This is a genomic window from Mucilaginibacter straminoryzae, from assembly GCF_022953055.1.
Taxonomy (GTDB): Bacteria; Bacteroidota; Bacteroidia; order Sphingobacteriales; family Sphingobacteriaceae; genus Mucilaginibacter; species Mucilaginibacter straminoryzae.
In genome coordinates, this window is the sequence record NZ_JALJEJ010000001.1 from 568285 (window position 1) to 593591 (window position 25307).

The following is a 25307-nucleotide window of genomic DNA, read 5'->3' on the forward strand; positions in this document are numbered from 1 at the left end:
ATTATTCTCGGCAGCTTTCAGGCTGCCTTTTTTATTCTCTTTTGTGATGAAAATCCTATTCTTGATTTGGCTAATCCCCAGCCTTTTTTTGTTTTCAGCAAGGCTTCACGCCCAATCCATCATCAAAGATGATGCGGTCGATAACCAAAACCAGCGAATGGTCTTCCTGCAATGGGACCAAAACAAGTTTTATCCCAAACCCGGCTTTTTAAGTCTGAACCCATATTACTGGCTGGTCTGGGGACTTTTCGACTCGAATTATCACAAAACCGACATCCGGCCTTTGAGCGCGACCGGACAGCAAACGCAAAGGCTGGCTTTGGTAGCCACGATGAACGGCATCGATAACCGCTACAAGCTGCAAGGTATTCCCGTCGATTACCAATCAGAAGGTGAACGCCTACCTTAAAGAAATAGCCGATTGCTTAGGTATACAAAAGGAATTAACCTTCCATTGCGCACGGCATACCTTTGCTACCACAGTTACGCTGACTAATGGCGTGCCTATTGAAACGGTAAGTAAAATGCTTGGCCACCGTAGCCTCCGAACTACCCAGATTTACGCCAAAGTGCTAGATAAAAAGGTTAGCGACGATATGGCTGTTTTGAAGAAAAAGTATAGCAACGGGTAAGGCTTTCAATCCTTTCTTACCACACTCCCGGCCCATTCATCGCGTAAACAACCAAAAGCTGTTAGCTAATAAGCCGTCAACAGCGGGCAAGCACTGAACCAATTAACACTGCCCGCTCTGTACACTGTTGACGGCTTATTGGCGTAGCTAGCTTTGTGGCTGCGGTGCAATGCCGGATGTACGGTAAAAGCAGCGGTGTTATGATATACTGTTTAGCTGATTATTTTGATGATTGAGATATAAAGGCTGTCTCTACCGAAGCGAAGAGAATCAAAGTTTCTCCGCGCTAACCATCGCTCCCTTGTTATGTGCTTTTCTCGCCCGCTCTTCAATCAGCAGTCGTTCCGTTGAGTTAGTGAACCATCAAAATTCTGCTTCGGCTGATCGTTTTTTTAGGTCTGCCCAACGCCTGTTTCTCGATTAAATTGTTTTTTCTGCTATTGATGCCATCAGCTAACTCCTTCCAAATTTTTCCTAATTATCGAACAACGGGAGCGAGTTCCGGATCATCCCGCCAGGGTGTATCTGGGTTTTTGTATAGCAAAAACATTAACTCGCTCCTTATGGATTGCACAGTTTTTATTAGTAAAATACTTATGGCTGCTAACAGCTAAACTGTCTTGTCAATTATCTGTTGACTTGCTTCATGCTGTAATCCAACAGGCTACCGTCGGCGAGTTACAGGATGTCTTGTAAGACATATAGTCAAACTCGTCCACTTCCATGATGATTTAATGTAAGTAGCAGTGGAGCCATCGGCTGTGGGCCCCATGAGAGTCTTGCGGATAATAGCAAAAGGACTGGCAAAGCACTTCGCTGCCGATGCACATAAAATCTGGTCAACAGCTGACATGCGTTGCATTCAGTTGCTCATCCTTGCTTATACAGTGCAACAGTTTTACATAACCAATAAGCGTCGGTGTTAAAATAGCCGCCCTCATTTGACGCCTCCTTCCGGCAGCTTGTTGATATCTTCCTGCTTGTAATACACAATACTACCTATCTTTGTATAACGAAGCGTACCATTGATCCGCAGGTTCTGTAAGGTACCTGGAGAAATCTTCAGCAGCTTTCGCACGTCATTGCTTTTTAGCCATTGCTTTGAAACGCCGTGCCCGTTGAGTTGTACAAGTTTTTTGATCTTTGTTAGAAGCCTACTTTCAAACTTCCTTAAATCTTCTTTGGTGATGATCTCTAAATTCATTCTGCCCTCCGTGTTTTGGATTAATATTAAACCGGTTCGCGGGAACGATCATTTGGATTCCCTTGAACGCAATGGCTCAAAAGTCGGGGGCAAAAGGGCGAAATGAAGGACCAATGATAGCGTTTGGTCAGATTTGAAGGGTAAAATTCTATTCCCTGTCTTTTGGAACTATTTTGAAAAGCTTGTCTTCTTCAGCAATATCGATGTACTTGGCTGGTTTGTCATCCTTATTTGCCGGGAAGTAATTATGTGCGGTATCGAAAGAGATGTCTTTATCACCATGTTTGAAGTACTTAGCAATCATTTTATACCAGGGGCTTTGACCTTGTGAGCGGGCAAGTTTATTGTCATTAAGCATTTTCAAATCCTAAATTTGGTGTATCAAATGCATGAACGCAGCTAAGCCGCCTTTGCTCAATACGATCTTTTCACTGGCATCATATTTAGTTGCTTCTTTCAAATGTGCTTCCAGCATTTCAATCTTGGCGTTTAACCTATCTATCTCCCGGTCTTTCTCGGCTATTACTGATTCAATGGGCTCAAGTTTATGCCAGCGGTCGACGGTTTTTAGAAAATTTAAAAATGCTTCCAGCTTCTTGACACTCGCCATATGTTCAGGATAGCTGGACGAAAACGGATCTTTCTTTTTATAATAATCAATGCGATTGATGACAATGTCTATCACATGACTAAAATACCGTTCTTCCTGATCCGGAAAGCTTATTGAAAAGTAATCAAAATGGAAGTAGTAATAGGGACCGTATTCTTCTTCTTCCAGGTCGTAAAGCTTTTTCAAAAAGAAGTTGTCAGCCAAGCTCTTGTTCTGAATAACTGCATTGCCTATTTCGAACCGGTGCGGTGAAAAATCAAATGGGTTGCGGAATTTGAAGTAGAGGCTCTGGGTCGGCATAGGAAAGGCTTTATTTTAATTATCATTCTTAAATTGTCGTACTAAAGCTTATTTGTCGAAAATTAACAAATCAGGTAAAAATTAAGTTTTACTTCTGATTCTTTATGGTAAAAGCTACCTTGGTCAATCTTCATTAAGGTGTAAGAAGACATAAATTGATAACAAATGGAAGTGAATTATAATAAGGAATTTAGCCAGTAACAGGATGTACTGCTAAGCTTTACTTTTCGGAAATAGAACTGGAGCGACAGAAAAAAATTTATCTTTGCAGAATTTATCAGTAAGCTATATATGCACAATATTAATGGCGTTGAGAATTCAGATAATAATTCAAAGGAAGAGATTACGTTGAGAGCGCTAATCCTGAAGTTGCATGAGTGGAGAAATTATCTGTTTGGTAAGTGGAGGTATATACTGATTTTTAGCCTATTAGGTGCTGCCATTGGATTTACTTATGCATTTTTTCAAAAGCCGGTCTATACAGCTACGACTACGTTTGTACTTGAAGCTAGTGAATCGGGTAATGGTTTGATGAGCCAGTATGCGGGATTAGCGTCTATGGCCGGTATTGATCTAGGTGATCGGGGAGGTGGTATTTTTAGTGGCGATAATATCATTGAACTATATAAATCTCGAAAGATGTTAGAAAAAACATTATTAACCCCAGTAGTAATTAATGGTCAGCGTCAAACCTTAATACAATGCTATATCAACTTCAATGAACTTAAAGACAGTTGGAAAGACAGACCACAATTACTTGCGTTAAATTTCGACAATACAAACAACAAATCCATCAAGTTTAATCAAACAGCAAGACTTAGAGACAGTGTTTTAGGATGGACAGTTGATGAAATTAGGAGAAATTGTCTTACTGTTGACAAATTAGACAAAAAACTAAGCATTATTAAAGTTGACGTCAAATCAAAAGATGAAGATTTTTCAAAACGTTTTAATGAAGAACTTGTAAAAAATGTAAACCAATTTTATACTCAAACCAAAACGAAAAAATCTCTTGACAATGTATCTATTCTACAGCATAAAGTTGATTCTGTTAAAAATGTAATGAACGGGGCTATATATTCGGCTGTTGCAGCAATAGATGCCACTCCTAACTTAAATCCTACAAAACAAGTTCAGAGGAATGTTCCTAGTCAAAAAGCTCAATTTACAGCGGAAGCTAATAAGGCTATATTAAGCAATCTGATGCAAAGTTTAGAGCTTGGAAAGATTAGTTTATTGAAGGAGACACCTTTAATTCAACCTGTGGACACGCCAGTATATCCTCTAAAAAAAGAAAAGTTTGGACTCTTAAAAGGATTGATTTTAGGGGGAATAGGTTTGGGGTTCATAACTTGTTTATTTCTCGTTTTCAGGAGGTTATATATACTAACAATTATTGAGGACGGCTTAATATAATTTTTTCGTAATTGAAAAGCAAAAATAGCAGATTGACTTCAGTGTTAAAAAATAGCATTTCAATAAGATATTTCATTAGCGCTTTTGTTGGAATTATTCAGAACACATAGAAAATTTAACTTGGGAAAGTAGTGGATAGGAATTCAAGAATATTTAATAGTTTTAGAAATGCAAGAGTAGCAGTTGTTTTTTATTTCATTAACTTACTAATTCAGTTTTTCTATCGTAAAATTTTTCTAAATCATCTTGGTTCTGAAGTACTGGGTTTAAATACCACTGCTATGAATTTATTGCAGTTTTTAAACATTGCAGAACTTGGTGTAGGAGCCGCCGTAAGCTATTCGCTTTATTCTCCCTTATCAAAAAAAGATCATGCTAGTATAAATGAAATAATTTCTGTGCAAGGGTATTTGTATACTCGGATTGGTGTGGTCGTAATGGTTGCCGGGCTTATATTGATGTTATTTTTTCCTATGATTTTTTCAGATATGAGTATTCCTATGTGGTATGCCTATTCAACATTTGGGGTGCTGTTCTTGTCATCTTTGTCAAGTTACTTCTTCAGCTATCAGCAAATTCTTTTCATATCCGATCAAAAAGAGTATCAATTAAACTATATTCTTCAAGGGGCTAAGTTCTTAAAAATCGTTTTACAATTAATTTCTATTAACTTTTTTAGTCACGGGTATATTTTTTGGATTTTTTGGGAATTACTATCAATAATTGTAATAACGTGGGGAATCAATTATAAATTGAATAAAGAGTATTCATGGTTGGATGTAAGTTATATAAAAGGCAAAGCGGCGCTTGCAAAGCATTCTGAAATAACATTAAAAACTAAGCAGTTGTTTGCTCATAAATTAGCCGGTTTTGCATTAACTGAAGTTACTCCACTAGTTATTTTTGCTTTTACAAATCTATCATTTGTTGCAAAATATGGGAATTACTTATTAGTTATAGCAGGAGTCACTGCTTTACTAGGGGCAATATTCAATAGTGTAAATGCAAGTGTCGGAAATTTAGTTTCAGAAGGTAATAGTTTAAAAATAGAGGCAATATTCGAAGAGTTGTTTACAGTAAGGTTCTTATTAGCGGTTATTTCCTGTTATTCAATTTACAAACTTACGCCTATTTTCATAACGTTATGGTTAGGTACAAATTATCTGTTAGATCCGTCCGTACTCCTCTTACTGGTAATACTAATGTTTATAAACATTACAAGATTAACGGTCGATTCTTTTTTAAATGCATATGGCTTATTTAAAGACATATTTGCGCCAATATTGGAGTTAATATTGAATGTTTCTCTCTCTATTTCTTTGGGTAAGTTTTTTGGTGTGAAAGGGGTACTGGCAGGTGTTATATTAAGTAATATTTTGATCGTGTTATGTTGGAAGCCATTTTTTTTATTCAGAAATGGAATTAAAACAAATCCAGTGAAGTATTTTCAGATGTACTTTAAGCAAGTTTTAGTATCGGTTCTTGTAATTACTATTTGTGAGTATGCGATTAGCTACCTAAGTTTCACTTCTAATATTTCCTTGGTGAACTTCATAACATTTGGCTTCTTAGTCGCTGTTACAATTACATTACTTATGATATTGTCATTTTCGCTCCTTACAAAAGGCCTGCCCCTGTTTATTACTAGATTAAAAAAAATAATTATAGCCAAACAACCAGCATGAAGGAGAATTTGGAATACTTTATAAAAGGTAATTTTGTTCATCGAGAACTTCAAAGTCAAACATTATTTAAAAATACAGTAACAAGGTATATCGCATACTTTATACAGTATCCATTCATACATCTCCTGATTTTTCTAAACAACATTTTAAAAAAGAAAAAGACTCATTATAGGCATACAATATCAATTTGTTGCATCTTTAAAAATGAATCAGAATTTCTTGACGAGTGGATAAAGTTTCATTTAGTAATCGGCATAGATCATTTCTACCTATATAATAATAATTCTGACGATGATTATATTGGTATTTTGCAACCTTATATAGATAAAGGAGTTGTTGATTTATTTGATTGGCCGCACAAACATTCTCAAATGCAGGCATATGAACATTGCTACAAGAATTTTAATAATGATACTCATTGGTTAACATTCATCGATATTGACGAGTTTATTTGCCCCATTTCTACTAACAATATTAAAGGTTGGTTATCAAATTATAAAAAGTACCCTGGAGTTGCTGTATATTGGAAACAATTTGGTTCTAGCGGAAAGATGAAACACGACCATAATAAACTAGTTATTGAACAATATACCCAATGTTGGCCTAAGTACAGCACATTCACAAAAATGTTTTGTAATATGAAGTTCTCATTTAAGCCTTTTGAAAATCCTCATAAGATGAATGCAAAAATTTTGGGGTTTAATATTCCTCCAATTAACCAGTTTAAAAAACTCATCAATTTTGGTATAAACAGGATATCAAAGAATAGTAAAACGAATATTCAAATTAATCATTATTGGGGTAAAGCTTACGATTGTTTTGTGAAAAATAAAATAAATAAAACTGACGTATATCACGAGGATGACTTTAACCAGTCCTTGCTGCGCAATAATTTACTGAAATCCCATGAAAGCTTATGCAAAGAACGCGATTTTGAAATACAAAAGTTTTTATTGTTTACTAAATTATATAATAATAAATATTAATGATATATTATATCATCCCTTTTATTGTAGTAATTTATGGGTCAGTGAGGTACGATATTTTTCAAATTAAAGATATAGCAAAGCCGCTGATCTTTTGGATGTTGTATTTTTATCTTGTTTTATTAATTGGCTTAAGATATATGGTTGGAGGGGATAGTTATTTTTATAAGTTGTATTTCGATAGCATTCCTACTTCAAATGCTATTAACATTTCTTGGGATGCGGAGTACCAACCTTTTTTCTCTTTATTTGCCTACATCACTAAAATTATATACCCTAGTTTTACCAGTTTTCAAATTTTTCATTCTATTATCATCAATACGGTTTTATTCTGTTTCATAATTAAAAATTCCCGATACCGCTATTTTACACTGTTTTTATGCTTGTTGATGTTTTACATAAATTTCACAGTTGAAATATTGAGAGAATCCTTAGCAATTATGGTTTTTATAATAAATTATAAAAGCTTTGAAACTAATAAATGGTTTAGGTATTACATCGGCGTTTTTTTTGCTATCATGTTTCACCTTTCAGCAGTATTTTTGATAATTCTGCCTTTCTTTAAAATATTAAAGCTGAACAGGACATATATTTTAATTTTAATTGCCTCATTTTTAATTCTTGGCCAATTGACTTACCTCTTCACATTCTTAGAAAATGTTGATAAGATCGGAAAAAAAGTTAATGATTATTCAGAGGCAGGTTATGGTTGGAAATCGACACTTTTGTTTTTTATTACTCGGACATTAATTCCTGTTGGATTGTTAATGTGGGCAAAAGTAAAATTTCACATGAAAATACACTATGAGGCTTTAATCTGCGTTTTCGGTTTACTCGGCGTACTCTCAGTATTCAACACCATAATATTTACCCGGTTCACTAATTATCTGTTTGCGTTTTATTGTATCTCGTTATCGGATGTTTTAATGCCGTTTTTTCAACAAAAGTCCATGAATTTGACTAAGTCTTTTGTCACCTCGACCGTTGTTGTAATAATTCTGTGTTATGGGTATATTTCGTTCTATTGGCCCGTTAAATATTACGAAAAATGGATTCCATATTACTCCATTTTTAGTTCTGAAGCCAAGGATCAAAAATTCATTAATAGGAATTACTAGACTATGATTGCGATTTTGTTATCAACTTATAACGGAGAAAAATATTTACCTCAACAACTGGATAGTCTACTAACTCAAACATATAAAGACTTTACTCTTCATATAAGAGATGATGGTTCCACAGATGGCACTTTAGCGGTTTTGAATTATTATAAAGAAAGGTATCCAAACGTCCAACTCTATTTAAGTTGTAAGCAGGACAATAAAGGCGTATCTTCCAGTTTTATGTGGCTATTAAAAAACGTGGAAGCAGACTACTATATGTTTTGTGATCAAGATGATGTTTGGCTACCTAGTAAAATCCAGCTTTCAATAGATGCTATGAAGGCAGAAGAAATAAGATCTGGTAATTTGCCTATTTTATTGCATTCAGATCTTATAGTTTCTGACGTCAATTTAAATATAGTTTCCAAGTCTTTATGGGAGAACAATAAGTCAAGTCCATCAATCATCGCCAGAAAATACTTAAAGCTTGTTAATTACGTTACCGGATGCACAATTTTAATTAATAGTAAGGTGAAAGATATTGCTTTTTTAGATTTTACTAATGAAATAATGCACGATCATTGGCTTGCAATGTGTGTGGACTCATCAAATGGTGTAATAATTTCACTAACTGTTCCGACTTTGTATTACCGACAACATGGAGGAAATGTTATTGGTTCCAAAGTTCATCATAGTAAGTTTCCTACCTTAAGTAGATATTTTCATCTTCCTGATTTTGATTATTCTATCAAGCTATACAAGGTACTTAGAAAAAAATATAAAATGAATGCTATAAGTTATTTATTTTTTAGATTAACTTTTTACGTAACAAATTAAATACTTGAACTTGGAAGACTTGCAAGTTTCTGTAATCATCGTAAATTATAATACATGCTCAATGACTATTGAATGTATTGAAAGTATTGTAAGATTTACTAAAAACATCTATGAAATAATTGTAGTCGATAATGCGTCTACTGATCAAAGTAAAGAAATGTTTTCATCAGATAGTCGTATCAAATACATCTATCTTGATGAAAATATTGGTTTTGGCGGTGCAAATAATCTTGGAATAGCAGTTGCTAAGGGAAAGTACATTTTTTTGCTAAACCCAGATACAATTCTTCTTTATGACATTATAGAGAAACTTTATCTATTTGCTGAAGATCATCGGGATCATAAAATTGGTGCGATTGGTACCTGTCTAATCAATAATTATAAAGCTGACATGATGTCTTTTGGAGAATTTATTTCAGCTAAAAGAATATATAAGCGTTTATTTGAGAAACTACCAACAGCAAAAAGATCTTATGAAGCGGATATTTATCAGATATTGAATGCAAATTACTATGCTAAAGTTGATTTTGTTTCAGGTGCCGATTTATTTATTCCTCGAAAGGTCCTTGATCAGGTCTCAGTATTTGATCCTGGATTTTTCATGTATTATGAAGAGACTGATTTGCAAAAAAGGATGCATGATTTGGGATATAGCAATTACGTGATAAATGAAAGAGGAATTATCCATTTGGAAGGCGGAAGTTTTGATAGTATAATGAAGTTTGAAAGAAAGTTGATTATCACCCAAAGCCTTAATCTTTATATTAAAAAGCATCTTTTTGGTCTAAAAAAATTTCACTTACTTCTACTTTCTTTTCTTGTTCTAATAAAAGATCTATTAAAATCCAGGTACTCATTGAATCATAATATAATATTGCTTAAGGCACTTTTAAAATAAATGAAAATTGCTTTTATACTACCATCCTTGATTAACAAAGGGCCTGTTATAGCTGTTAATAATTTAATCAAGTTTCTTGACAGTAAAGTAGAAGTTGTCGATGTATATTATTTTGATGAAGTTAAAACACCTTTACCTTTTAAATGTAGCGTTCGGAAAATTGAAAAAAATGAACCGATTGATTTTAATAATTACGATATTATACATAGTCATACTTTAAGAGCAGACTTATATCTTTTTAAGTTTAGGAATAAAATTTTTAGTTCAAAGATTGTTAGTACCATTCATCAAGATACATTCACCTGTTTCAAGATTAGATATAACATAATCGTAGCATTCTTGTTGACATCATTTTGGATTCGTTTGCACAAAAGTTTTGATGGAGTCATAACAATCTCAAACGATTTAGAAAGAAGGTATAAGCGTTTCTTACCAAAGAAAATCACAACAATCTATAACGGTTGCAGTATTGACAATTATCAAATCAGCGATTCTCTTAAAACAAGTATTTTGAATATTAAAGAAAGAGGCTTTAAGGTTCTTTGTTCATATGCCACTATAACTAAGGGAAAAGGACTATCGCAAATAATAGAAGTTTTAGAACAATTGGATGATTTTGCATATATAATAATTGGAGAGGGCCCGTACTTGAATGAATTGAAAAAATTAGTTGACAAATTAATTTTAAACAATCGAGTGTTTTTCTTCCCTTACATCCCAGCCCCGTACTCTTACTTACGTTTTATTGATGTTTATATGATGCCGTCTTATAGCGAGGGTTTCGGTTTAGCTATGGTTGAGGCAGCCTTGGAAGAAAAGTCTATAGTGTGTTCCAGCATACCATCTTTTCATGAATTGTTTTCCGGTGAAGAAGTCACTTTTTTCAACCTAAATGATTCCCGTTCTTTAATTCAAGCTATTAAACTAGCTTTTATTGAAAAGACATCTAAAGGGAAAAGAGCCCATAGTAAGGCTAAATTAGTTTTTACTTCAGAGATAATGGCAGAGGGCCATATAGAATATTATAAATCATTATTAAACAAATAGGTATGTCGGTTTTTGACGGAAAGACTTTATTAATTACCGGAGGAACAGGCTCATTCGGTAATGCGGTTCTAAAACGCTTTTTAAATACGGACATTAAAGAAATCCGCATTTTTTCGCGTGATGAGAAAAAGCAGCACGACATGCGCGTGGCCTTGAACAATTCAAAGCTAAAATTTTATATAGGTGATGTGAGGGATTACCACAGCATTGAACGGGCTATGCATGGCGTGGATTATGTTTTTCACGCTGCGGCGCTAAAACAGGTGCCATCATGTGAGTTTTTTCCATTGGAAGCAACAAAAACCAATGTTTTCGGTACGCAGAATACATTAGATGCAGCCATAGCAAATAAAGTGAGCCGGATTATTTGTTTAAGTACAGATAAGGCTGCCTATCCTATTAACGCCATGGGCATATCTAAAGCGCTGATGGAGAAGGTAGCCATTGCCACCTCGAGAAATATCCCCAATGATACCACTACCGTTTGTCTAACACGCTACGGTAATGTAATGGGATCAAGAGGTTCTGTTATTCCCCATTTTTTAAATCAAATTAAGCAGGGAGAAGATATCACGGTTACAGACCCTGCCATGACCCGCTTTTTAATGTCGTTAGACGAGGCCGTTGACCTAGTGATTTTTGCCTTTACGCATGGCAAACAGGGAGATTTGTTTGTAAATAAAGCTCCCGCGGCCACTATCGGCGATCTAGCGCAGGCTTTAAAAGAAATCTGTAATTCGAAATCAGCCATAAGAGTAATCGGTACAAGGCATGGCGAAAAACTCTATGAAACCTTATGTACAAGAGAAGAAATGGTTAAGGCCGAAGATCTGGGCGAATTTTATCGCATACCTGCAGATAACAGGGATTTAAACTACAATCAATATTTCTTCGAAGGCCAGGAGGACGTTTCAACAGTTGAAGACTATCACTCACACAACGCCAAACGCGAAGATGTTACAGGAATCAAAAATCTTGTTGCCAAAATCTCTTTTATTCAAGACGATATTGCTGCAGCACAAAGTGCAGCGGCTGCTGGGTTTTAAAAGTAATGGAAGAACAAAATATCCAGCTCTTTAAGGCGGGCCAGCATATCGATGTGCGTGGTGTTTTAACTTATTTTAACGATCTTGATCTACAAGGCATCAAAAGATTGTACATCATAGAACATCCGGACACTAGTATTGTAAGAGCCTGGCAAGGGCATAAACGTGAAAATAAATGGTTTTTAGTCTTAAATGGAGCATTTAACCTCTTGACGGTACAACCGGACAACTGGGATAACCCTTCGACTGATTTAAAACCGGCTTTAAACTTATTAAAGGCAACAGATGTAAGCATCCTTCATGTACCGGGTGGGCATGCTACCGGAATAACCGCCCTTGAATCAGACTCCAGGTTATTAGTATTCTCTGATTTAAGCACCGAAGAAAGTCAAAAGGATGACTTTCGTTTCGATAAAAATTTATGGTACCAGTGGTAGTATAATTAGATAAACCGATGAAAAAATTAAAAGTAGCAACTGTTGTAGGCACCAGGCCCGAGATTATAAGACTTTCAGAATGTATAAAGAAATGCGATAAGTTATTTGAGCATCTCTTGGTCCATACCGGGCAGAACTACGATTATGAGTTGAATGAAATTTTTTTCGAGGATCTCGAACTAAGAAAACCAGATTATTTTCTAAATGTAGCTGGCGAAAACCTGGGGCGTACAATAGGAAATGTAATAGCCAATTCATTCGAAATTCTACAGAAGGAAATGCCCGATGCATTATTAGTTTTAGGAGATACTAACAGTGTATTATGTACAATTGCGGCAAAACGGTTAAAAATACCAATTTTCCATATGGAAGCAGGCAACAGGTGCTTTGACCAAAACGTACCGGAGGAGATTAACCGGAAAATTTCGGACCATATCAGTGATATCAACCTTACTTATACAGAACACAGCCGCCGATATTTATTAAGCGAAGGGTTTAGAAAAGATCATGTATTCGTAACTGGATCGCCGCTGAATGAAGTGCTTTTAAAGCATAAAGAAAAAATCGCCAATTCCGGTATATTGACAAAATTAGGATTAACTCCACAACAATATATAGTTGTAAGCGCCCATCGTGAGGAGAATATCGATCTTAAGAATAATTTTGAACAATTGGCGAGGGCATTGAACAGCATAGCCGAAAAGTATAAGTTTCCCATCATCTTCTCAACACATCCGCGTACCAAGAAAAGAATTGAACAGAAGGGCATTAAATTCCATGAACTGATCAAAAACGTCAGCCCTCTTGGCTTTTTTGATTACGTAAATTTACAGCAAAACGCTTTTATTGTACTTTCGGATAGTGGTACCATAAGCGAGGAATCTGCTATGATGGGATTCCCGGCGGTAAGTATCAGAACAAGCACAGAGCGTCCGGAAGCTGTAGATGCAGGTACGATAGTTTTAGGAGGCATTGATACTGATTCCATTTTGCAATCTGTAGAAGTGGTAAAATCAATGGAAAGCACGGGCACAAATAAGCAATTGCCAGCAGAATACACAGTTACAGATACTTCAGAACGAGTTGTAAGGGTTATACAAAGCTACACCACAATTGTCAACCGCGTTATATGGAACAAGTAAAGAAAGTGCTTATAGTAGGTTCTAAAGGGATGGCAGGCCATGCTATTTACTTTTACCTTAAAGAAAACACCACTTATAAAGTGGTGGATGTTGCCCGGGATTCAAGTTTTTTTACTCCCAAACATGAGGCGGATATCAGTAATGTCCAAGTGCTTGAAGAAATATTACTTAAAGAAAAACCCGATTTTGTTATCAATTGTGTAGGGCTACTGAATCAGGAAGCTGAGAGTAATCCCGATAAGGCGATTTTATTGAATAGTTATTTACCTCATTTCATTGCAAGAAAAGGCGCTCTGATTGGCTATAAATTTATTCATATCAGCACTGATTGCGTTTTCAGCGGCAGTACGGGTGCATATGTTGAAACTAGTTTTAAAGATGGCAAGGGATACTATGCCCAATCTAAAGCGTTGGGCGAAGTTACCTATGGTAATAATATAACGTTACGAACGTCAATTATCGGCCCTGAGTTAAAAGCTAACGGTATTGGCCTCTTCAATTGGTTCATGAACCAAACAGGTGAAGTAAATGGCTATATGCAGGCTTATTGGACCGGTGTGACCACGTTAGAGCTTGCTAAAGCTATAACTAAATTATTAGAGCAAGAGGACATAACCGGCCTGCACCATCTAGTAAACTCGGAAAAGATCAATAAGTTTGATCTGATTACTTTGTTTAAAAAAGTATTCAACAAAAAAGATATTAACATTTCAAAATATTCAGCTTATACAGTAGACAAGTCTCTGATAAGAACAAATCATAGTTTTCAATATACGGTTCCGGATTATGAAGCTATGATTATACAAATGAAGGAGTGGATACAGAACCATCCTCATTTATACAAATACAAATTTTAGTCGATGCGCATTCTTATTGTTTCACAATACTTTTGGCCCGAAAAATTCCGAATAAATGATTTAGCCGTGGGATTAAAGGAAAAAGGCCATGAGGTAGAGGTTTTAACAGGCAAGCCCAATTATGGTAAAACAACTTTTTATGAAGGCTACTCTTTCCTTAACAAATCCCGAGAAACCTGGAATGATATCAAGATACATCGCGCGGCGTTAATACCACGTCATAAAGCCAACAATATCGACTTGGTTTTCAACTATCTTTCTTTCGCACTTTTTGGTTCAATAAAAGCTTTTTTCCTAAAGGGCCGATATGACAAAATATTTGTCTTTGTTCCATCACCCATCATATCAGGAGTGCCGGCTATAGTTTTAAAGCGAAGAAAAAAAATCCCCATCTATTTTTGGGTACAAGATTTATGGCCCGAAAGTGTGACTGCTACAACTGACATTAAGAACAAAAGAATTATCAACTTTTTAGAATCAGTTACACATTGGATTTATAAAAATTGTGATAAAATACTTATCCAATCACAGGCATTTACCCCAAGCATTTTACAACGCGCTAATGATGAAAAAAAAATAATTTATTATCCCAACTCGGTTGAAGCGCTTTATAAGGTTGTCAGTCCGTTAGGTGAGTTTAAGCGGCAGCTGCCACAAGGATTTACAGTGATGTTTGCCGGGAACATAGGTGAAGCGCAGGATTTTAATACATTATTAAATGCTGCTTGTATAACACGGGATCATAATAAAAACATTAAATGGGTAATTATCGGCGATGGCAGAAAAAAGCCGTACGTTGAACAAAAAATTGCAGATAACAATCTGCAGGATGTGTTCTTTTTGTTAGGCGAACGCCCCGTTGAGCAAATGCCTAACTTTTTTGCTTGTGCCGACTGTTTATTAGTAAGTTTAAAAAGCAATTATATATTTAGCCTTACGATACCCTCTAAAGTGCAATCGTACCTCGCTTGCGGCAAACCGCTTATTGGGGCATTAGACGGGGAAGGTGCCCGCATCATAAAAGATGCTAACGCTGGATTGGTTTCGGATGCTGAAGATTCTGTTGGCCTTGCCAATAACATTGAAAAAATGTCTAAAATGTCTGTTTCTGAACGGGCCAAATTAGGCAACAACGCCAGGGCATATTTCGAACTTGAGTTTGAGAGAGAAAAGTTGCTGGATAAACTGGAGGATATCTTTAAATCAGATTTATGACCTTACATATCACAGGAGGCACAGGTTTTATTGGACAAAACCTAGTTACTTATCTTCAAGCTGATTATCAGTTACATAAGCTGACTCGCAATGAGTTGTCTAATGCAGATAAAACATCATTTGAATGCGTTGAAGCCCTCATCCACCTCGCCGGTAAGGCACATGATTTAAAAAACGTTTCTGATCCTAGGGAATACTACGCAGTTAACTTTGAGCTAACCAAAAAGCTCTACGACGCCTTTTTAGTATCTGCTGCTAAAAAATTCATTTTTGTAAGTTCCGTAAAAGCAGCGGCAGATAGTGTTAATGGAACGCTTACTGAGGATGCAACTCCTGATCCTAAAACCGATTACGGCAAATCAAAACTGATGGCTGAGCAGTACATTCAAAGTCAGCCATTGCCAGAAGGAAAGTCGTATTACATCTTAAGGCCTTGCATGATTCACGGGCCGGGCAATAAAGGGAATCTTAACTTACTTTACCAATTTGTCAAAAAAGGTATTCCTTATCCTTTAGCAGGTTTTGAGAATAAAAGGTCGTTTCTTAGTGTCGAAAATTTATGTTTTATCATTAAGGAGCTGATCGAAAGAGATGACATTACTTCAGGCATTTATCACGTTGCGGATGATGAACCGTTATCAACCAGCGAGGTCGTAAGCATTTTATCCGCGTCAATAAATGAAAAGCCGAAACTCTGGAAAATACCTCCGGGTTTGATTAAATCAGTTGCAAAATTAGGTGACAAATTGCATCTTCCATTAACTACAGAAAGATTGAATAAGCTGACCGAAAGCTACATCGTCAGCAATCATAAAATCAAGCAGGCAATCGGTAAGGATTTACCCTTAACTTCCAGAAAGGGTCTTGAAATTACTGCTGCTTCCTTCGGCGGTAAATAGTGTCCTTTAGTGATGGTTGTTTTTACAGCTCTTATCTGCTTAACAAGGTAAATAACATAGCCAACAGTGCTGGTATTGCCTGTATTATAAAAATTTTTCTAGAAGCCGTAAATGCACCGAAAATGCCGGCGACGGCTACGCATCCTAAGAAAAACAAACGGATATTAATTGTCCATTCAGGATTTTCAATCAAGAAAGACCAAACCAATCCTGCGGCGAGGAAGCCGTTGTAAAGCCCTTGATTGGCAGCCAAACGTTTTGTTGGCGTGAACAACTCTTTTGGCAGAGAGGTTGAAAATGCTCTTTTGCCCGCAGTTTCCCAGGCAAACATTTCCATCCACAAAATGTAACAGTGTTCGATTATTACGACGATGGTCAAGATAACGGATAAATAAACCATAATATTTTAAAGTGTTTAAGTTGGCGGTTACAAGGGTTGAATTTAAGCTTTTCGTTTATTTTAAAAGTAGCTCTGCTATAAAAAGCAGGTGCTTTTGTTGGCAAATTTGAAGGGGCGTAATGTTTATGTGATTAAGCTTTCAAGGTGGGCTCTTTAACGAATCAACTCAGCCTTTCACAGGCGCTGTTTCCTTGAGGTGCGGTTGGGGATTGCACATGCCCCCGCGGTACAGCCGGTATTGGATAATGCCTGGTAAAGTGTGATAATCCCTAACATGAAGAACAGCCAGTTTCTTTCTTCAAAAGATAAATAGATCACTGTGCTGCTTATCAGTAGCCTAAGTACTCTGGCCAGGTTCCATCTGGTAAGTAGCTGCTTTTTGAGATATTTCCTGATCATTTCAGTATCAGTTCTTTAATGATAATATAGCTGCCCATCATCAGCACAAACCAACCGAACCCTTTTTTTAATTTCTGGCCATTGATCTTTCTGCTTAGCGCTCCGCCTGCAAATATTCCGGAGATCGCTATCGTTGTAATTTTGAGCAGGAATATCCAGTTGATTTGAAAATGACCAATGTCTCCTGTAAAACCGATTAACGAATTCAGGGCGATAATCAGAAGTGAGGTACCGATGGCTTCTTTCATCGGCAAGCCAACTAATAGCACCAAGGTTGGTATCAATAAAAAGCCGCCGCCTGCGCCAAGTATGCCCGTAGCCAGGCCGATTGCAATACCTGTTATTAGTAGTTTAGGAATATGTAATTCTTTTTCGGGAGTGTTATTCGGTTCTGTTTTATTTCCGCTGCGGATCATGGCAGATGCCGCCACTATCATCAGCACGGCAAACAGCACCATAGTGACGATATTGCGTGTTAGGGTGAAACCGCCGATGGTAAAAAGATGATCGGGGATAAGCGGGATCAGGTACTTGCGGGTGATGAATACGGTTGTTATGGAAGACAAGCCGAAAAGCAGTGCCGTTTTGATACTTACCAGCCCTTTACGATAATTGCTGATCGCACCAACCAGACTGGTGGAGCCAACAATAAAAAGCGAATAAGAGGTAGATAAAATCGGGCTGATGCCGAATAAATAGACCAGTACCGGTACTGTTAATATGGAGCCGCCGCCGCCGATGAGCCCGAGGGAGATGCCGATTAAGGCAGATGCGATATAAGCTATTGTTTCCATCTGTGAAATTCTTACTCAAAGATGGAAGTCTGATACTTTAAAGACGGTGACTTAGGTCACACATCGTCAGGCCCGAGCCATTCTATGGCGTTGCGGTGTAGTTTGACATCGCCCCGCTGCTCCATTTTTTTCAATAATCGTGAAATTACCTCGCGCGACGAATTCAGATCAGCTGCTATTTCACTGTGCGATATTTTCAGTTCCCGCGATTTTAACTGCCGATGTTGTTTTTGCAGGTAAAAAAACAAACGTTCGTCCATAGAGCGGAAAGCCACATCGTCAATAACCGTTAGCAGTTCTTCAAACCTGGCGCGGTAAGTTTCCAGCACAAAATAATACCAGGTTTTATACTGGCGCATCAGGTTGTCCATATAGCTGATGGGAATCATCAACGCTGTAGTATCTTCCACAGCTTTTGCCATTACCTCACTGGTTTCTTGTTTGGTGGCGCAGATCATGGATAATGCGCAGGCGTTACCTGCCTCCAGGTAGTACATAAAAAACTCGCCGCCGTCTTCTCCCTGCCGGTATAGTTTAACCCTTCCCGCGGTGATTAACACAGTAGCTTTCATATACTGCCCAGTTTGCATTAATATATCCCCTGCTTTAAACTGCTTTAATCTGGCATGTTCGGCAATGAAACGGCAAAGCGCTGATTCAAACTGGGGGAACAACCCGGCAACGTATTGCTCATCGACAATAATATCAATATCGCTCATGATAAAATGTAATAAAACAGCTCGCCCGGAACTGTTAATGTTTTTCTATTTCACAGAAGATTTTAAAATGCGTGGCAATTTAACTCAAAAATTAACACGTGCGAAATTCAGAATATTCGCTAAGTCGCTTTATGCCGGGGAATGTGATGGGAATGATAGCATTAAAGCTAAATGCTAATTGAAAAGTTGCCCACGTAAGAAGTATGTCGGACAAGGCAGACGGCGCGGTTTTCAAATCCGCGTCCGAAGGCGTCTTCGTGAATTTAGCCAGCCGTACACCTTTGGTCGGGTACGGCTGGCTGTTGTGATAGCGATCTGCTTAAGCAACAGTGAACGCAATCGGGGCTGAATTATACACAAGCCCATCACCATTTTGTGAGTAAGGTAAGGAGTATGTTTGACCGTTAAATGCGATAGTAAATTGCTGCGGGCCACCCCAGTTTACACCCATCAGCAGAAGGCTGTAACTGCCCGGAGATAGGTAGACATCATAGGTGCCGCTTAAAGCAGAATTGACGCCGTTCAGGACAATTGGCCCGGAGTATTGTCCGTTAGCGATGTTGATGTTTACATTAACAGGATTAGTGTTGCCACTTAATATCCTCATTAATTCAAAGCTGCCGCCCCACTGGTACGCCAGGATGATTAACTCATTGTCACACGCGGTAACATTAATTGTGTTGGTGTTGGTTGCCATAAAATTATTGTTGTTTCCTACTCTATTGGCTTTTCGGAATTTCGCCCCATGTTTTCCTGTATGGGCAGGCCGTTTTTTTAAGCGGGTTCTGCTCCGCCTCAAAAGCTTTTGATTTTGTAAAGTTGAGCTATAATTATTTGGCGGTTAACAGCATAAATAAGCATAATGCAAACCAGGTACTTTTATCTGTTTATGAGTATATAAATAGGTATAAATATCTGTTTGTAAGTGTATTATGATGGATGTCGATATTGAGATGGATTCTTTTCGATAATATTGTAACAATAAACTCAACCAAAACTTTAACATCATGAAAACACCCCGCAAATTCATTATCCCTGTACTTCTTTTAGCAATAGTAGTTTTGAGCGTTATACTTGTGTTTAAAATAAATTGCCGTAGCCCTTACGTTATCCAGGGCGCAATTCCTGCCGATACGATTAACCACCGTCTGACGGGTTATAATGTTGTTCAAGCACAGAAAAATACATTTGATAGTCTTTCCAGGACATTTTTTAAGGCCGTTCCGTATAAAGGAGCTGTTATCAACAGTGCTGATTTATTACTTGCGCTTGGTCTGAACGATGACTATTTATACCGATACATCCAGTGCGAGAAAATAAAGTTCAAAACTCAACTCGGATTGGTAAATGATAGCATCAAAGTTTATGTGCACCCTATTGATATTTCTTCGCCGAAAAACCCAAAAGATCTGTTTTTTAATAAAGAAGGTAACTTATGCTATAAGGACGGAACGCTATGGCAGAATCCGTGTAAGGCATGTTTTTTCTGCAGTATATTTTCATCCTCCAACCCACCTGCACGTAAATTAAATGATGACCCTGACGGGGTTTATTATATAGATTTAAATAATCCCTGCCCACCCTGCTCAACAGAAGATTGATCGAACGGATTTACAGTTGTTAATTGCTGAAGCAAATCGAAGAAGATGTCTTTTGTGCGTTTTTTATTACTGTTGTCAAACCTCCCGCCCCTGGTGGCGGGTATTTTAACACTGATCTATTTTAATAAATTTGATCAAAGGCTATATTCATTCAGATTGTTTTTGCTTTTTAACAGTATTTTGCAGATAGTACAGCTAGTACTTTCCAGTTTAAAAATTAATAACTTATTTCTGCTGCACATTGCAGTTCCAATCGAGTTTACGCTGCTGGTCCACTTTTATTATTCTTTTCTTAAGCAGTACGTTGATAAGCGGATATTCTTTTTTCTGATTTCTTTATTCGTCATTTTCTCTTTAATCAATAGTTTGTTCATACAGCCTATTGATGCGTTTAATTCTAACGCGTTGATCGTAGAAGCGCTTGTACTGATCATCTTGTCTGTATTTGCCTTTATCGTACTGATGGATCCCCGTTCGGGCATGCATAAAACGTCCATTGGACAGACGCTCAACTTAATTAACTCCGGCAGTTTTATTAATCTTTTAACCACCTTGCTTATTTACTATTTTTCAAATTCGTTGATCAAGAACGCCAGTAAGCAGATGGTAAACTATATTTGGGTATATAATGACCTGGCCTCCGTAGTGATGTATACTTGCTTTATTATAGCAATTTGGAAACACGTTAAACAAAAGTGAATATCACCGAAATAATAATTCCGTTTACCGTAGCGCTTTTTATTATAGCGGTTGGGGTGGTGTTATTATACCAGAACTTTCAGCGAAACCTGATAGAACTGGAACTCGAAAAGTCTGAATTAAAGTCGCTACAGCAGGACGAGCTTTTAAGAAACAGTATTCTGGTGCAGGAAGAGGAAAGAAAGCGTATAGCCGGTGACCTGCATGATGAAATTGGTGCAGTGATATCGATAATGAAAATGAACCTGATGTTGATGAAGCAAAGTGCAGAAGATAATCAGACATCAACCGCTTCCGTAAAGGTGATACAAAACCTCATCAATTTATCTGATAACGCAATAACCAGTGTAAGAAGCATTAGCCACCAACTGATGCCACCGCAATTAGAAGCTTTTGGATTAGTAAAGACAATAGAATCTGTTATTGATCAGATTAACGCGAATGGTAAGATTACTTTTTACTTTACCATAAGGAATGAATGGCCGCCGGTTAATTGGCCGGTAGCATTAGGCGTTTATAGAATTGTGATGGAGTTGTTTAATAACACCATTAAACATGCGAATGCTAGATGCGTTTTCTTAACATTCGATTATTTCGATAACTACCTGATAGTTAGTTTTGAAGACGATGGCGATGGGTTCCCCTCGCAAACAAAAAATTACCACGGGCTGGGGTTAATAAGTATGGAGGCCAGGGCACAGGCTATGAATGCCCTGTTTGAATGTACCAACGGCACCAGCAGAGGTGTTAAAGCGACACTGAAAATTCCGGTTGGCTGATTTATCCAATTGAACTGAATCCTGTATCTATGAATCAGAAGATTAACGTAGGCATAGTAGAAGATCAACTACTGTTTAGAGAAGGCATAAAAGCCATCCTGACTAATTGGGATATTTTTGATGTTATTTTTGAAAGTGCCGATGGCTTTTCGGTTATTGAGAAATTAGCGCAAGCCCCCCGGCTGCCGGATATTCTATTGGTTGACCTGTCATTACCGCCGCTTGGTAAGACAGAGTATAGCGGCCTGCATCTGACTGTAGCTTTAGCCGACAAATTTCCGGAAATAAAGATCTTGATACTTTCTGTACACAATGATGAAAATTTTATGGCAGAACTGATCAAAAATGGTGCGCATGGATACCTCGTTAAAGATTGTGACCCGCAGGAGGTTTACCAGGCAATTGTATCTGTAGTTGAGAAAGGAACTTATATTAACAGCCGCGTATTGAAAGCTATCCAAGATAGAATGTCAAAGAAGTTGAAGCCCGGCAAACAACTCATGACAGGTATATCCGCAAGGGAGGAAGATGTATTGAAATTGACCTGCCAGCAGTTTACAGCCGAGGAAATCGCGGAGAAATTATTTATCAGTGTGAAAACTGTTAACGGTCACAGAAATAATTTACTACTGAAAACCGGTTCGCGTAATGTAGCCGGTCTGGTTCTTTTTGCCATAAAGAACCACATCGTAGAGCTATAGGTCTTACAGTCTTATTCTTTTAGATATCCGGTTAATATAGCCGCATTCAGCTCTTAATTCAATATATATATAACAAGCACGAAAAGCGACTTCTATCAATCGCTTTTCGTGCTTGTTGGTAAACTCTAAATTATGTTATCGGCTTTCTTTTAAGCAAAGGTACCGCCCATCAGCGGATCGCTTTGGGTGTGCTTGCCGGTCTCTACCCGGCCAGCATAACGTTTTTCAAACAAATGTGCCCCGGTTACTTTAATACTGAAATCGTACCACTGGTGGCTTTTTCGGGTATCAACCAATAATGTTACGCTTTGCTTTGGTAACACTTGCACGTGCTGAGCGATGTTTTTATAGCTATTATCGGTTAACGCAACCTGGTGGGGCCGACTATCAGTATTGTGAATAGTGACCAACAGGTTGCCAGTAGCTACCTTGTTATTCAGCTTGTTCCGTTCATAATGGATAGTGGTGTGAACGCCGGGATCGTTGGCGGCTCCGGTAAACTCACGGTAAAAACCGTTGGGTCCATACAAACGCAGGTGATAGGCTTTGTTTTCAAATGCTGCCAATTGCCATTGTTCGCTAAGCATATCGCCCGGCTTTACCGCGTAGGACCAGTTACGGGAATCTTCAAATACCGCCGGGTTGCCGAAGCTTTGGTAACGGTTTACTGCATAGATATTAAAAGGTGATCCGGCAGAGGCTTTGCCGAACAGCTCTTTGCCGACAGAAAGGTCCAGCCTAAAGGCCTGCTTGTCAGGGGTTAGAGCGCCGTCGGCATAAAGCTCATAGGGTAGGGCGCAAGAAGGTCGGGTGCCTTTTTCCTGTTGTGGCCGGTAGTCTGTTGCGTGTGGGTTGTCCCTGATCTTGACTAATTCTGCTTCAGAGAATAGTTTAAAATCAGTAGGCGAGTTTTTGAATTTGGCTTTATGGATGCTGGCTAAAAAGTCGTTTTTAGCAACTGGTTTAGGGTAGCCGCTTTGCTGTCCGCCCTGCGGTTTGAAAACCGAAGTCAGATCGCCGCAGACAGTACGCCGCCAATCCGAAATATTTGGTTCGGTGATCTTCTTGCCTGTTTTTTGGGATAGGAACCGTTCTAAAAATTGCAGGGTAGAGGTATGATCAAATACTTCTGAATTTACAAAGCCGCCCTTTGTCCACGGAGATGCAATGATCATGGGGACGCGATAGCCCAGGCCGATTGCGCATTCGCGGTCGTATTTCGTAGGGAAATCATGTCTGTCTTGTTCCTGCTGAAGCGTAACATAATCAACACGTGTATCTATACCCGCCGAAACTTTGCCCATACCCGGTTTATGCGAATGCGGCGGTGTAAACGGGGGCACATGGTCAAAATAGCCATCATTCTCGTCATAGGTAACAATCAGAATGGTTTTTTTCCATACTTCGGGGTTTTGGGTCAGAATGTCCAGTACTTCTGATACATACCAGGCGCCGTACCAAGGGGCAGAAGGGTGGTCAGAGAAGTTTTCAGGCGCAGTTACCCACGATACGGTAGGCAGCGCACCGTTTTTAACATCCTGTCTGAATTGGTGCAGCACATCGCCCTTGGGCACTTTCATCGTACGTTTCTGACCGTTATCATCATAGCTCAGATCGGTCAGTTCATGATAATGCGGGTCATTGGTGTTAGTTACAAAAGCTTTGCGGTGCAGGTTCTTCTCGCGTTCGCTAAGCTGGTCGAATGTTTTTCCTTTTACTTTTTCCAGCCTTTCGTTCACTTTACCAAGCTCTTGCCTGTGTGCGTGTAACTTGTTCTTAAGCGTATCTGCCATACTGCCTGATGCGGCTGCCAGATCTTTTTCAGTTTGGCTGATGATAGCATTAAACTCTGCCTGCTGTTTTTGCAGCTGCGCGATATGTTTCTGGTGCAGGTGGATGTTGTATTGGGCAAAAAACTCCAGTGGGTTATCCTGAAAGTTGGACAGCCATGGATCTTCTTCACCTTTAAAGCCAACATCAATACTCATCTCGTTCTGATAACACTTCCATGAGATGCCATGGTCTTCCAGCCTTTCGGGGAAGGTGGGCCAGTTTAATGTGCCGTAATCCATATCATCATTCCAGACCAACGCGCGTGAATTCTCGTTCTGCTCGGAACGGATAGTTCCCGTCCAGAAGTACAACCGGTTAGGGTTGGTCCCGGTTAACGAAGAACAGAAATACTGGTCGCAGATGGTAAACGCATCAGCAAAGGCATAATAAAAGGGGATATCTTCACGGGTGTGGTAGCCCATGGTGAGGGGCATATTTTTATATTCGGGGTAGCCTGAATGTTTTTCATCCAGCCATTTATCATATTTACCATCGTTGCGGGCATTCACCTGGTTAGACCATGAATGGGGCAGCGAGTGCATCCAGGTAGCTTTGGTGTTTTTAATATCTAACCGGAAGGGTCCGTAGGTTTCGCCCTTTGCATTGGTTTGGAGCCACACCGGGTTCTTATCGGGCAGGGTGATCGTCCGCGGATCATTGTAGCCCCGTACACCACGCAAAGTGCCGAAGGTATGGTCAAAAGAACGGTTTTCCTGCATCAGGATAACTACGTGCTCGGCATCCATGTATGTACTGCCTTCGGCAGCGTTAATAGAAAGCGCATTTGCGATAGAATCCGGCAAGGCAGCTGCTATTCCGCTTGCGCTGGCCAGTAAGGCTGCTTTTTTTAAGAAATCTCTTCTGTTATCCATTTTAAAACTTCAATAGTAGGTAAGGGGATTAAATTGCAACTGATGGTTTTTAAAATATTGTTAAAGGCGCTTGGGATAAATACATTCAGGATCGCATTGCCGATGATAGCAATAACTATAGTATATCTTGTAGGCTTACCTCTCGAAACAGCCCAACAGGAAACTTTTTGCATCAGCTTATTCATATGTAAATCCT

At 38.3% G+C, this 25307-nt stretch carries 28 protein-coding genes and 1 pseudogene; 19 read left to right on the forward strand and 10 right to left on the reverse strand.

From position 1 onward, the window contains the following. The first annotated feature begins 46 nt into the window (after positions 1-46). A complete protein-coding gene (locus MUY27_RS02510) occupies positions 47-409 on the forward strand; it encodes a hypothetical protein (RefSeq protein WP_245128392.1) in 363 nt (120 codons plus the stop codon). Then, positions 366-632, forward strand: a pseudogene (locus tag MUY27_RS02515) (site-specific integrase); the annotation flags it as partial. The gene MUY27_RS02510 and the pseudogene MUY27_RS02515, both read left to right, overlap by 44 nt. 937 nt (positions 633-1569) lie before the next feature. On the opposite strand, the gene MUY27_RS02520 reads toward MUY27_RS02515, so the two are convergent. From MUY27_RS02520 to MUY27_RS02530, 3 genes are all read right to left on the reverse strand, one after another. Then, a complete protein-coding gene (locus tag MUY27_RS02520; RefSeq protein WP_245128393.1) occupies positions 1570-1836 on the reverse strand; it encodes a helix-turn-helix domain-containing protein in 267 nt (88 codons plus the stop codon). 148 nt (positions 1837-1984) lie between these two features. Next, the gene (locus tag MUY27_RS02525; protein WP_245128394.1) at positions 1985-2194 is read right to left on the reverse strand and encodes a hypothetical protein; all 210 of its coding nucleotides are present in this window, start codon (positions 2192-2194) and stop codon (positions 1985-1987) included. Positions 2195-2203: 9 nt separating this feature from the next. Continuing rightward, positions 2204-2746, reverse strand: a complete 543-nt coding sequence (locus tag MUY27_RS02530; protein ID WP_245128395.1) for a hypothetical protein — start codon at positions 2744-2746, stop codon at positions 2204-2206. 291 nt (positions 2747-3037) lie between these two features. Here MUY27_RS02530 and MUY27_RS02535 point away from each other — a divergent pair, with 291 nt between their 5' ends. The 13 genes from MUY27_RS02535 to MUY27_RS02590 all read left to right on the forward strand — a co-directional run bounded on the left by MUY27_RS02535 (position 3038) and on the right by MUY27_RS02590 (position 16314). Continuing rightward, the gene (locus MUY27_RS02535) at positions 3038-4162 is read left to right on the forward strand and encodes a Wzz/FepE/Etk N-terminal domain-containing protein (RefSeq protein WP_245128396.1); all 1125 of its coding nucleotides are present in this window, start codon (positions 3038-3040) and stop codon (positions 4160-4162) included. Positions 4163-4293: 131 nt separating this feature from the next. Further along, the gene (locus tag MUY27_RS02540; RefSeq protein ID WP_245128397.1) at positions 4294-5847 is read left to right on the forward strand and encodes a lipopolysaccharide biosynthesis protein; all 1554 of its coding nucleotides are present in this window, start codon (positions 4294-4296) and stop codon (positions 5845-5847) included. Beyond that, positions 5844-6833 (forward strand): glycosyltransferase family 2 protein, encoded by a 990-nt coding sequence (locus MUY27_RS02545; RefSeq protein WP_245128398.1) that lies wholly within the window; start codon positions 5844-5846, stop codon positions 6831-6833. Before MUY27_RS02540 ends, MUY27_RS02545 begins: the two co-directional genes overlap by 4 nt. Positions 6834-6931: 98 nt before the next feature. Further along, the gene (locus tag MUY27_RS20695) at positions 6932-7951 is read left to right on the forward strand and encodes an EpsG family protein (protein WP_420846892.1); all 1020 of its coding nucleotides are present in this window, start codon (positions 6932-6934) and stop codon (positions 7949-7951) included. Between the two features lie 3 nt (positions 7952-7954). Further along, complete coding sequence (locus MUY27_RS02550; RefSeq protein ID WP_245128399.1) at positions 7955-8773, forward strand: glycosyltransferase family 2 protein; 819 nt, start codon at positions 7955-7957, stop codon at positions 8771-8773. Positions 8774-8792: 19 nt separating this feature from the next. Further along, complete coding sequence (locus tag MUY27_RS02555) at positions 8793-9671, forward strand: glycosyltransferase family 2 protein (RefSeq protein ID WP_262918270.1); 879 nt, start codon at positions 8793-8795, stop codon at positions 9669-9671. After that, entirely contained in the window at positions 9672-10718 is a 1047-nt protein-coding gene (locus MUY27_RS02560) for a glycosyltransferase family 4 protein (protein WP_245128401.1), read from the forward strand. A 2-nt stretch (positions 10719-10720) separates the two neighbouring features. Beyond that, the gene (locus MUY27_RS02565; RefSeq protein ID WP_245128402.1) at positions 10721-11764 is read left to right on the forward strand and encodes a polysaccharide biosynthesis protein; all 1044 of its coding nucleotides are present in this window, start codon (positions 10721-10723) and stop codon (positions 11762-11764) included. 5 nt (positions 11765-11769) lie between these two features. Beyond that, the gene (locus MUY27_RS02570; RefSeq protein WP_245128403.1) at positions 11770-12201 is read left to right on the forward strand and encodes a cupin domain-containing protein; all 432 of its coding nucleotides are present in this window, start codon (positions 11770-11772) and stop codon (positions 12199-12201) included. Positions 12202-12218: 17 nt separating this feature from the next. Beyond that, on the forward strand, positions 12219-13343 hold the full coding sequence (wecB, locus tag MUY27_RS02575) for a non-hydrolyzing UDP-N-acetylglucosamine 2-epimerase (RefSeq protein ID WP_245128404.1): 1125 nt from the start codon (positions 12219-12221) through the stop codon (positions 13341-13343). Next, entirely contained in the window at positions 13331-14200 is an 870-nt protein-coding gene (locus tag MUY27_RS02580; RefSeq protein WP_245128405.1) for a dTDP-4-dehydrorhamnose reductase family protein, read from the forward strand. Before wecB ends, MUY27_RS02580 begins: the two co-directional genes overlap by 13 nt. Before the next feature lie 3 nt (positions 14201-14203). After that, positions 14204-15415: a glycosyltransferase family 4 protein gene (locus MUY27_RS02585; RefSeq protein WP_245128406.1), complete on the forward strand. Its 1212-nt coding sequence runs from the start codon at positions 14204-14206 to the stop codon at positions 15413-15415. Continuing rightward, the gene (locus MUY27_RS02590) at positions 15412-16314 is read left to right on the forward strand and encodes an NAD-dependent epimerase/dehydratase family protein (RefSeq protein ID WP_245128407.1); all 903 of its coding nucleotides are present in this window, start codon (positions 15412-15414) and stop codon (positions 16312-16314) included. The genes MUY27_RS02585 and MUY27_RS02590 overlap by 4 nt, the downstream gene beginning before the upstream one ends. A 31-nt stretch (positions 16315-16345) precedes the next feature. Here the strand turns inward: MUY27_RS02590 and MUY27_RS02595 are convergent, their stop codons facing one another. From MUY27_RS02595 to MUY27_RS02615, 5 genes are all read right to left on the reverse strand, one after another. Beyond that, complete coding sequence (locus tag MUY27_RS02595; RefSeq protein ID WP_262918260.1) at positions 16346-16714, reverse strand: DUF1304 domain-containing protein; 369 nt, start codon at positions 16712-16714, stop codon at positions 16346-16348. 174 nt (positions 16715-16888) lie between these two features. Then, positions 16889-17113 (reverse strand): hypothetical protein, encoded by a 225-nt coding sequence (locus MUY27_RS02600; RefSeq protein WP_245128409.1) that lies wholly within the window; start codon positions 17111-17113, stop codon positions 16889-16891. Then, on the reverse strand, positions 17110-17907 hold the full coding sequence (locus MUY27_RS02605) for a sulfite exporter TauE/SafE family protein (RefSeq protein WP_245128410.1): 798 nt from the start codon (positions 17905-17907) through the stop codon (positions 17110-17112). The genes MUY27_RS02600 and MUY27_RS02605 overlap by 4 nt, the downstream gene beginning before the upstream one ends. 56 nt (positions 17908-17963) lie before the next feature. Further along, positions 17964-18626, reverse strand: coding sequence for a Crp/Fnr family transcriptional regulator (locus MUY27_RS02610; RefSeq protein ID WP_245128411.1), 663 nt, complete (start codon positions 18624-18626; stop codon positions 17964-17966). A gap of 319 nt (positions 18627-18945) precedes the next feature. Next, positions 18946-19323: a hypothetical protein gene (locus MUY27_RS02615; RefSeq protein ID WP_245128412.1), complete on the reverse strand. Its 378-nt coding sequence runs from the start codon at positions 19321-19323 to the stop codon at positions 18946-18948. A gap of 310 nt (positions 19324-19633) precedes the next feature. Here MUY27_RS02615 and MUY27_RS02620 point away from each other — a divergent pair, with 310 nt between their 5' ends. From MUY27_RS02620 to MUY27_RS02635, 4 genes are all read left to right on the forward strand, one after another. After that, the gene (locus MUY27_RS02620; protein ID WP_245128413.1) at positions 19634-20227 is read left to right on the forward strand and encodes a hypothetical protein; all 594 of its coding nucleotides are present in this window, start codon (positions 19634-19636) and stop codon (positions 20225-20227) included. 366 nt (positions 20228-20593) lie between these two features. After that, the gene (locus MUY27_RS02625) at positions 20594-20926 is read left to right on the forward strand and encodes a hypothetical protein (RefSeq protein WP_245128414.1); all 333 of its coding nucleotides are present in this window, start codon (positions 20594-20596) and stop codon (positions 20924-20926) included. Continuing rightward, complete coding sequence (locus MUY27_RS02630; protein WP_245128415.1) at positions 20923-21705, forward strand: sensor histidine kinase; 783 nt, start codon at positions 20923-20925, stop codon at positions 21703-21705. The genes MUY27_RS02625 and MUY27_RS02630 overlap by 4 nt, the downstream gene beginning before the upstream one ends. Positions 21706-21734: 29 nt before the next feature. After that, on the forward strand, positions 21735-22406 hold the full coding sequence (locus tag MUY27_RS02635; protein ID WP_245128417.1) for a response regulator transcription factor: 672 nt from the start codon (positions 21735-21737) through the stop codon (positions 22404-22406). 149 nt (positions 22407-22555) lie between these two features. Here MUY27_RS02635 and MUY27_RS02640 read toward each other — a convergent pair whose 3' ends face one another. Continuing rightward, the gene (locus tag MUY27_RS02640; RefSeq protein WP_245128418.1) at positions 22556-25111 is read right to left on the reverse strand and encodes a phosphocholine-specific phospholipase C; all 2556 of its coding nucleotides are present in this window, start codon (positions 25109-25111) and stop codon (positions 22556-22558) included. Continuing rightward, positions 25087-25284, reverse strand: coding sequence for a hypothetical protein (locus tag MUY27_RS02645; protein ID WP_245128419.1), 198 nt, complete (start codon positions 25282-25284; stop codon positions 25087-25089). The genes MUY27_RS02640 and MUY27_RS02645 overlap by 25 nt, the downstream gene beginning before the upstream one ends. Positions 25285-25307: the final 23 nt, after the last annotated feature.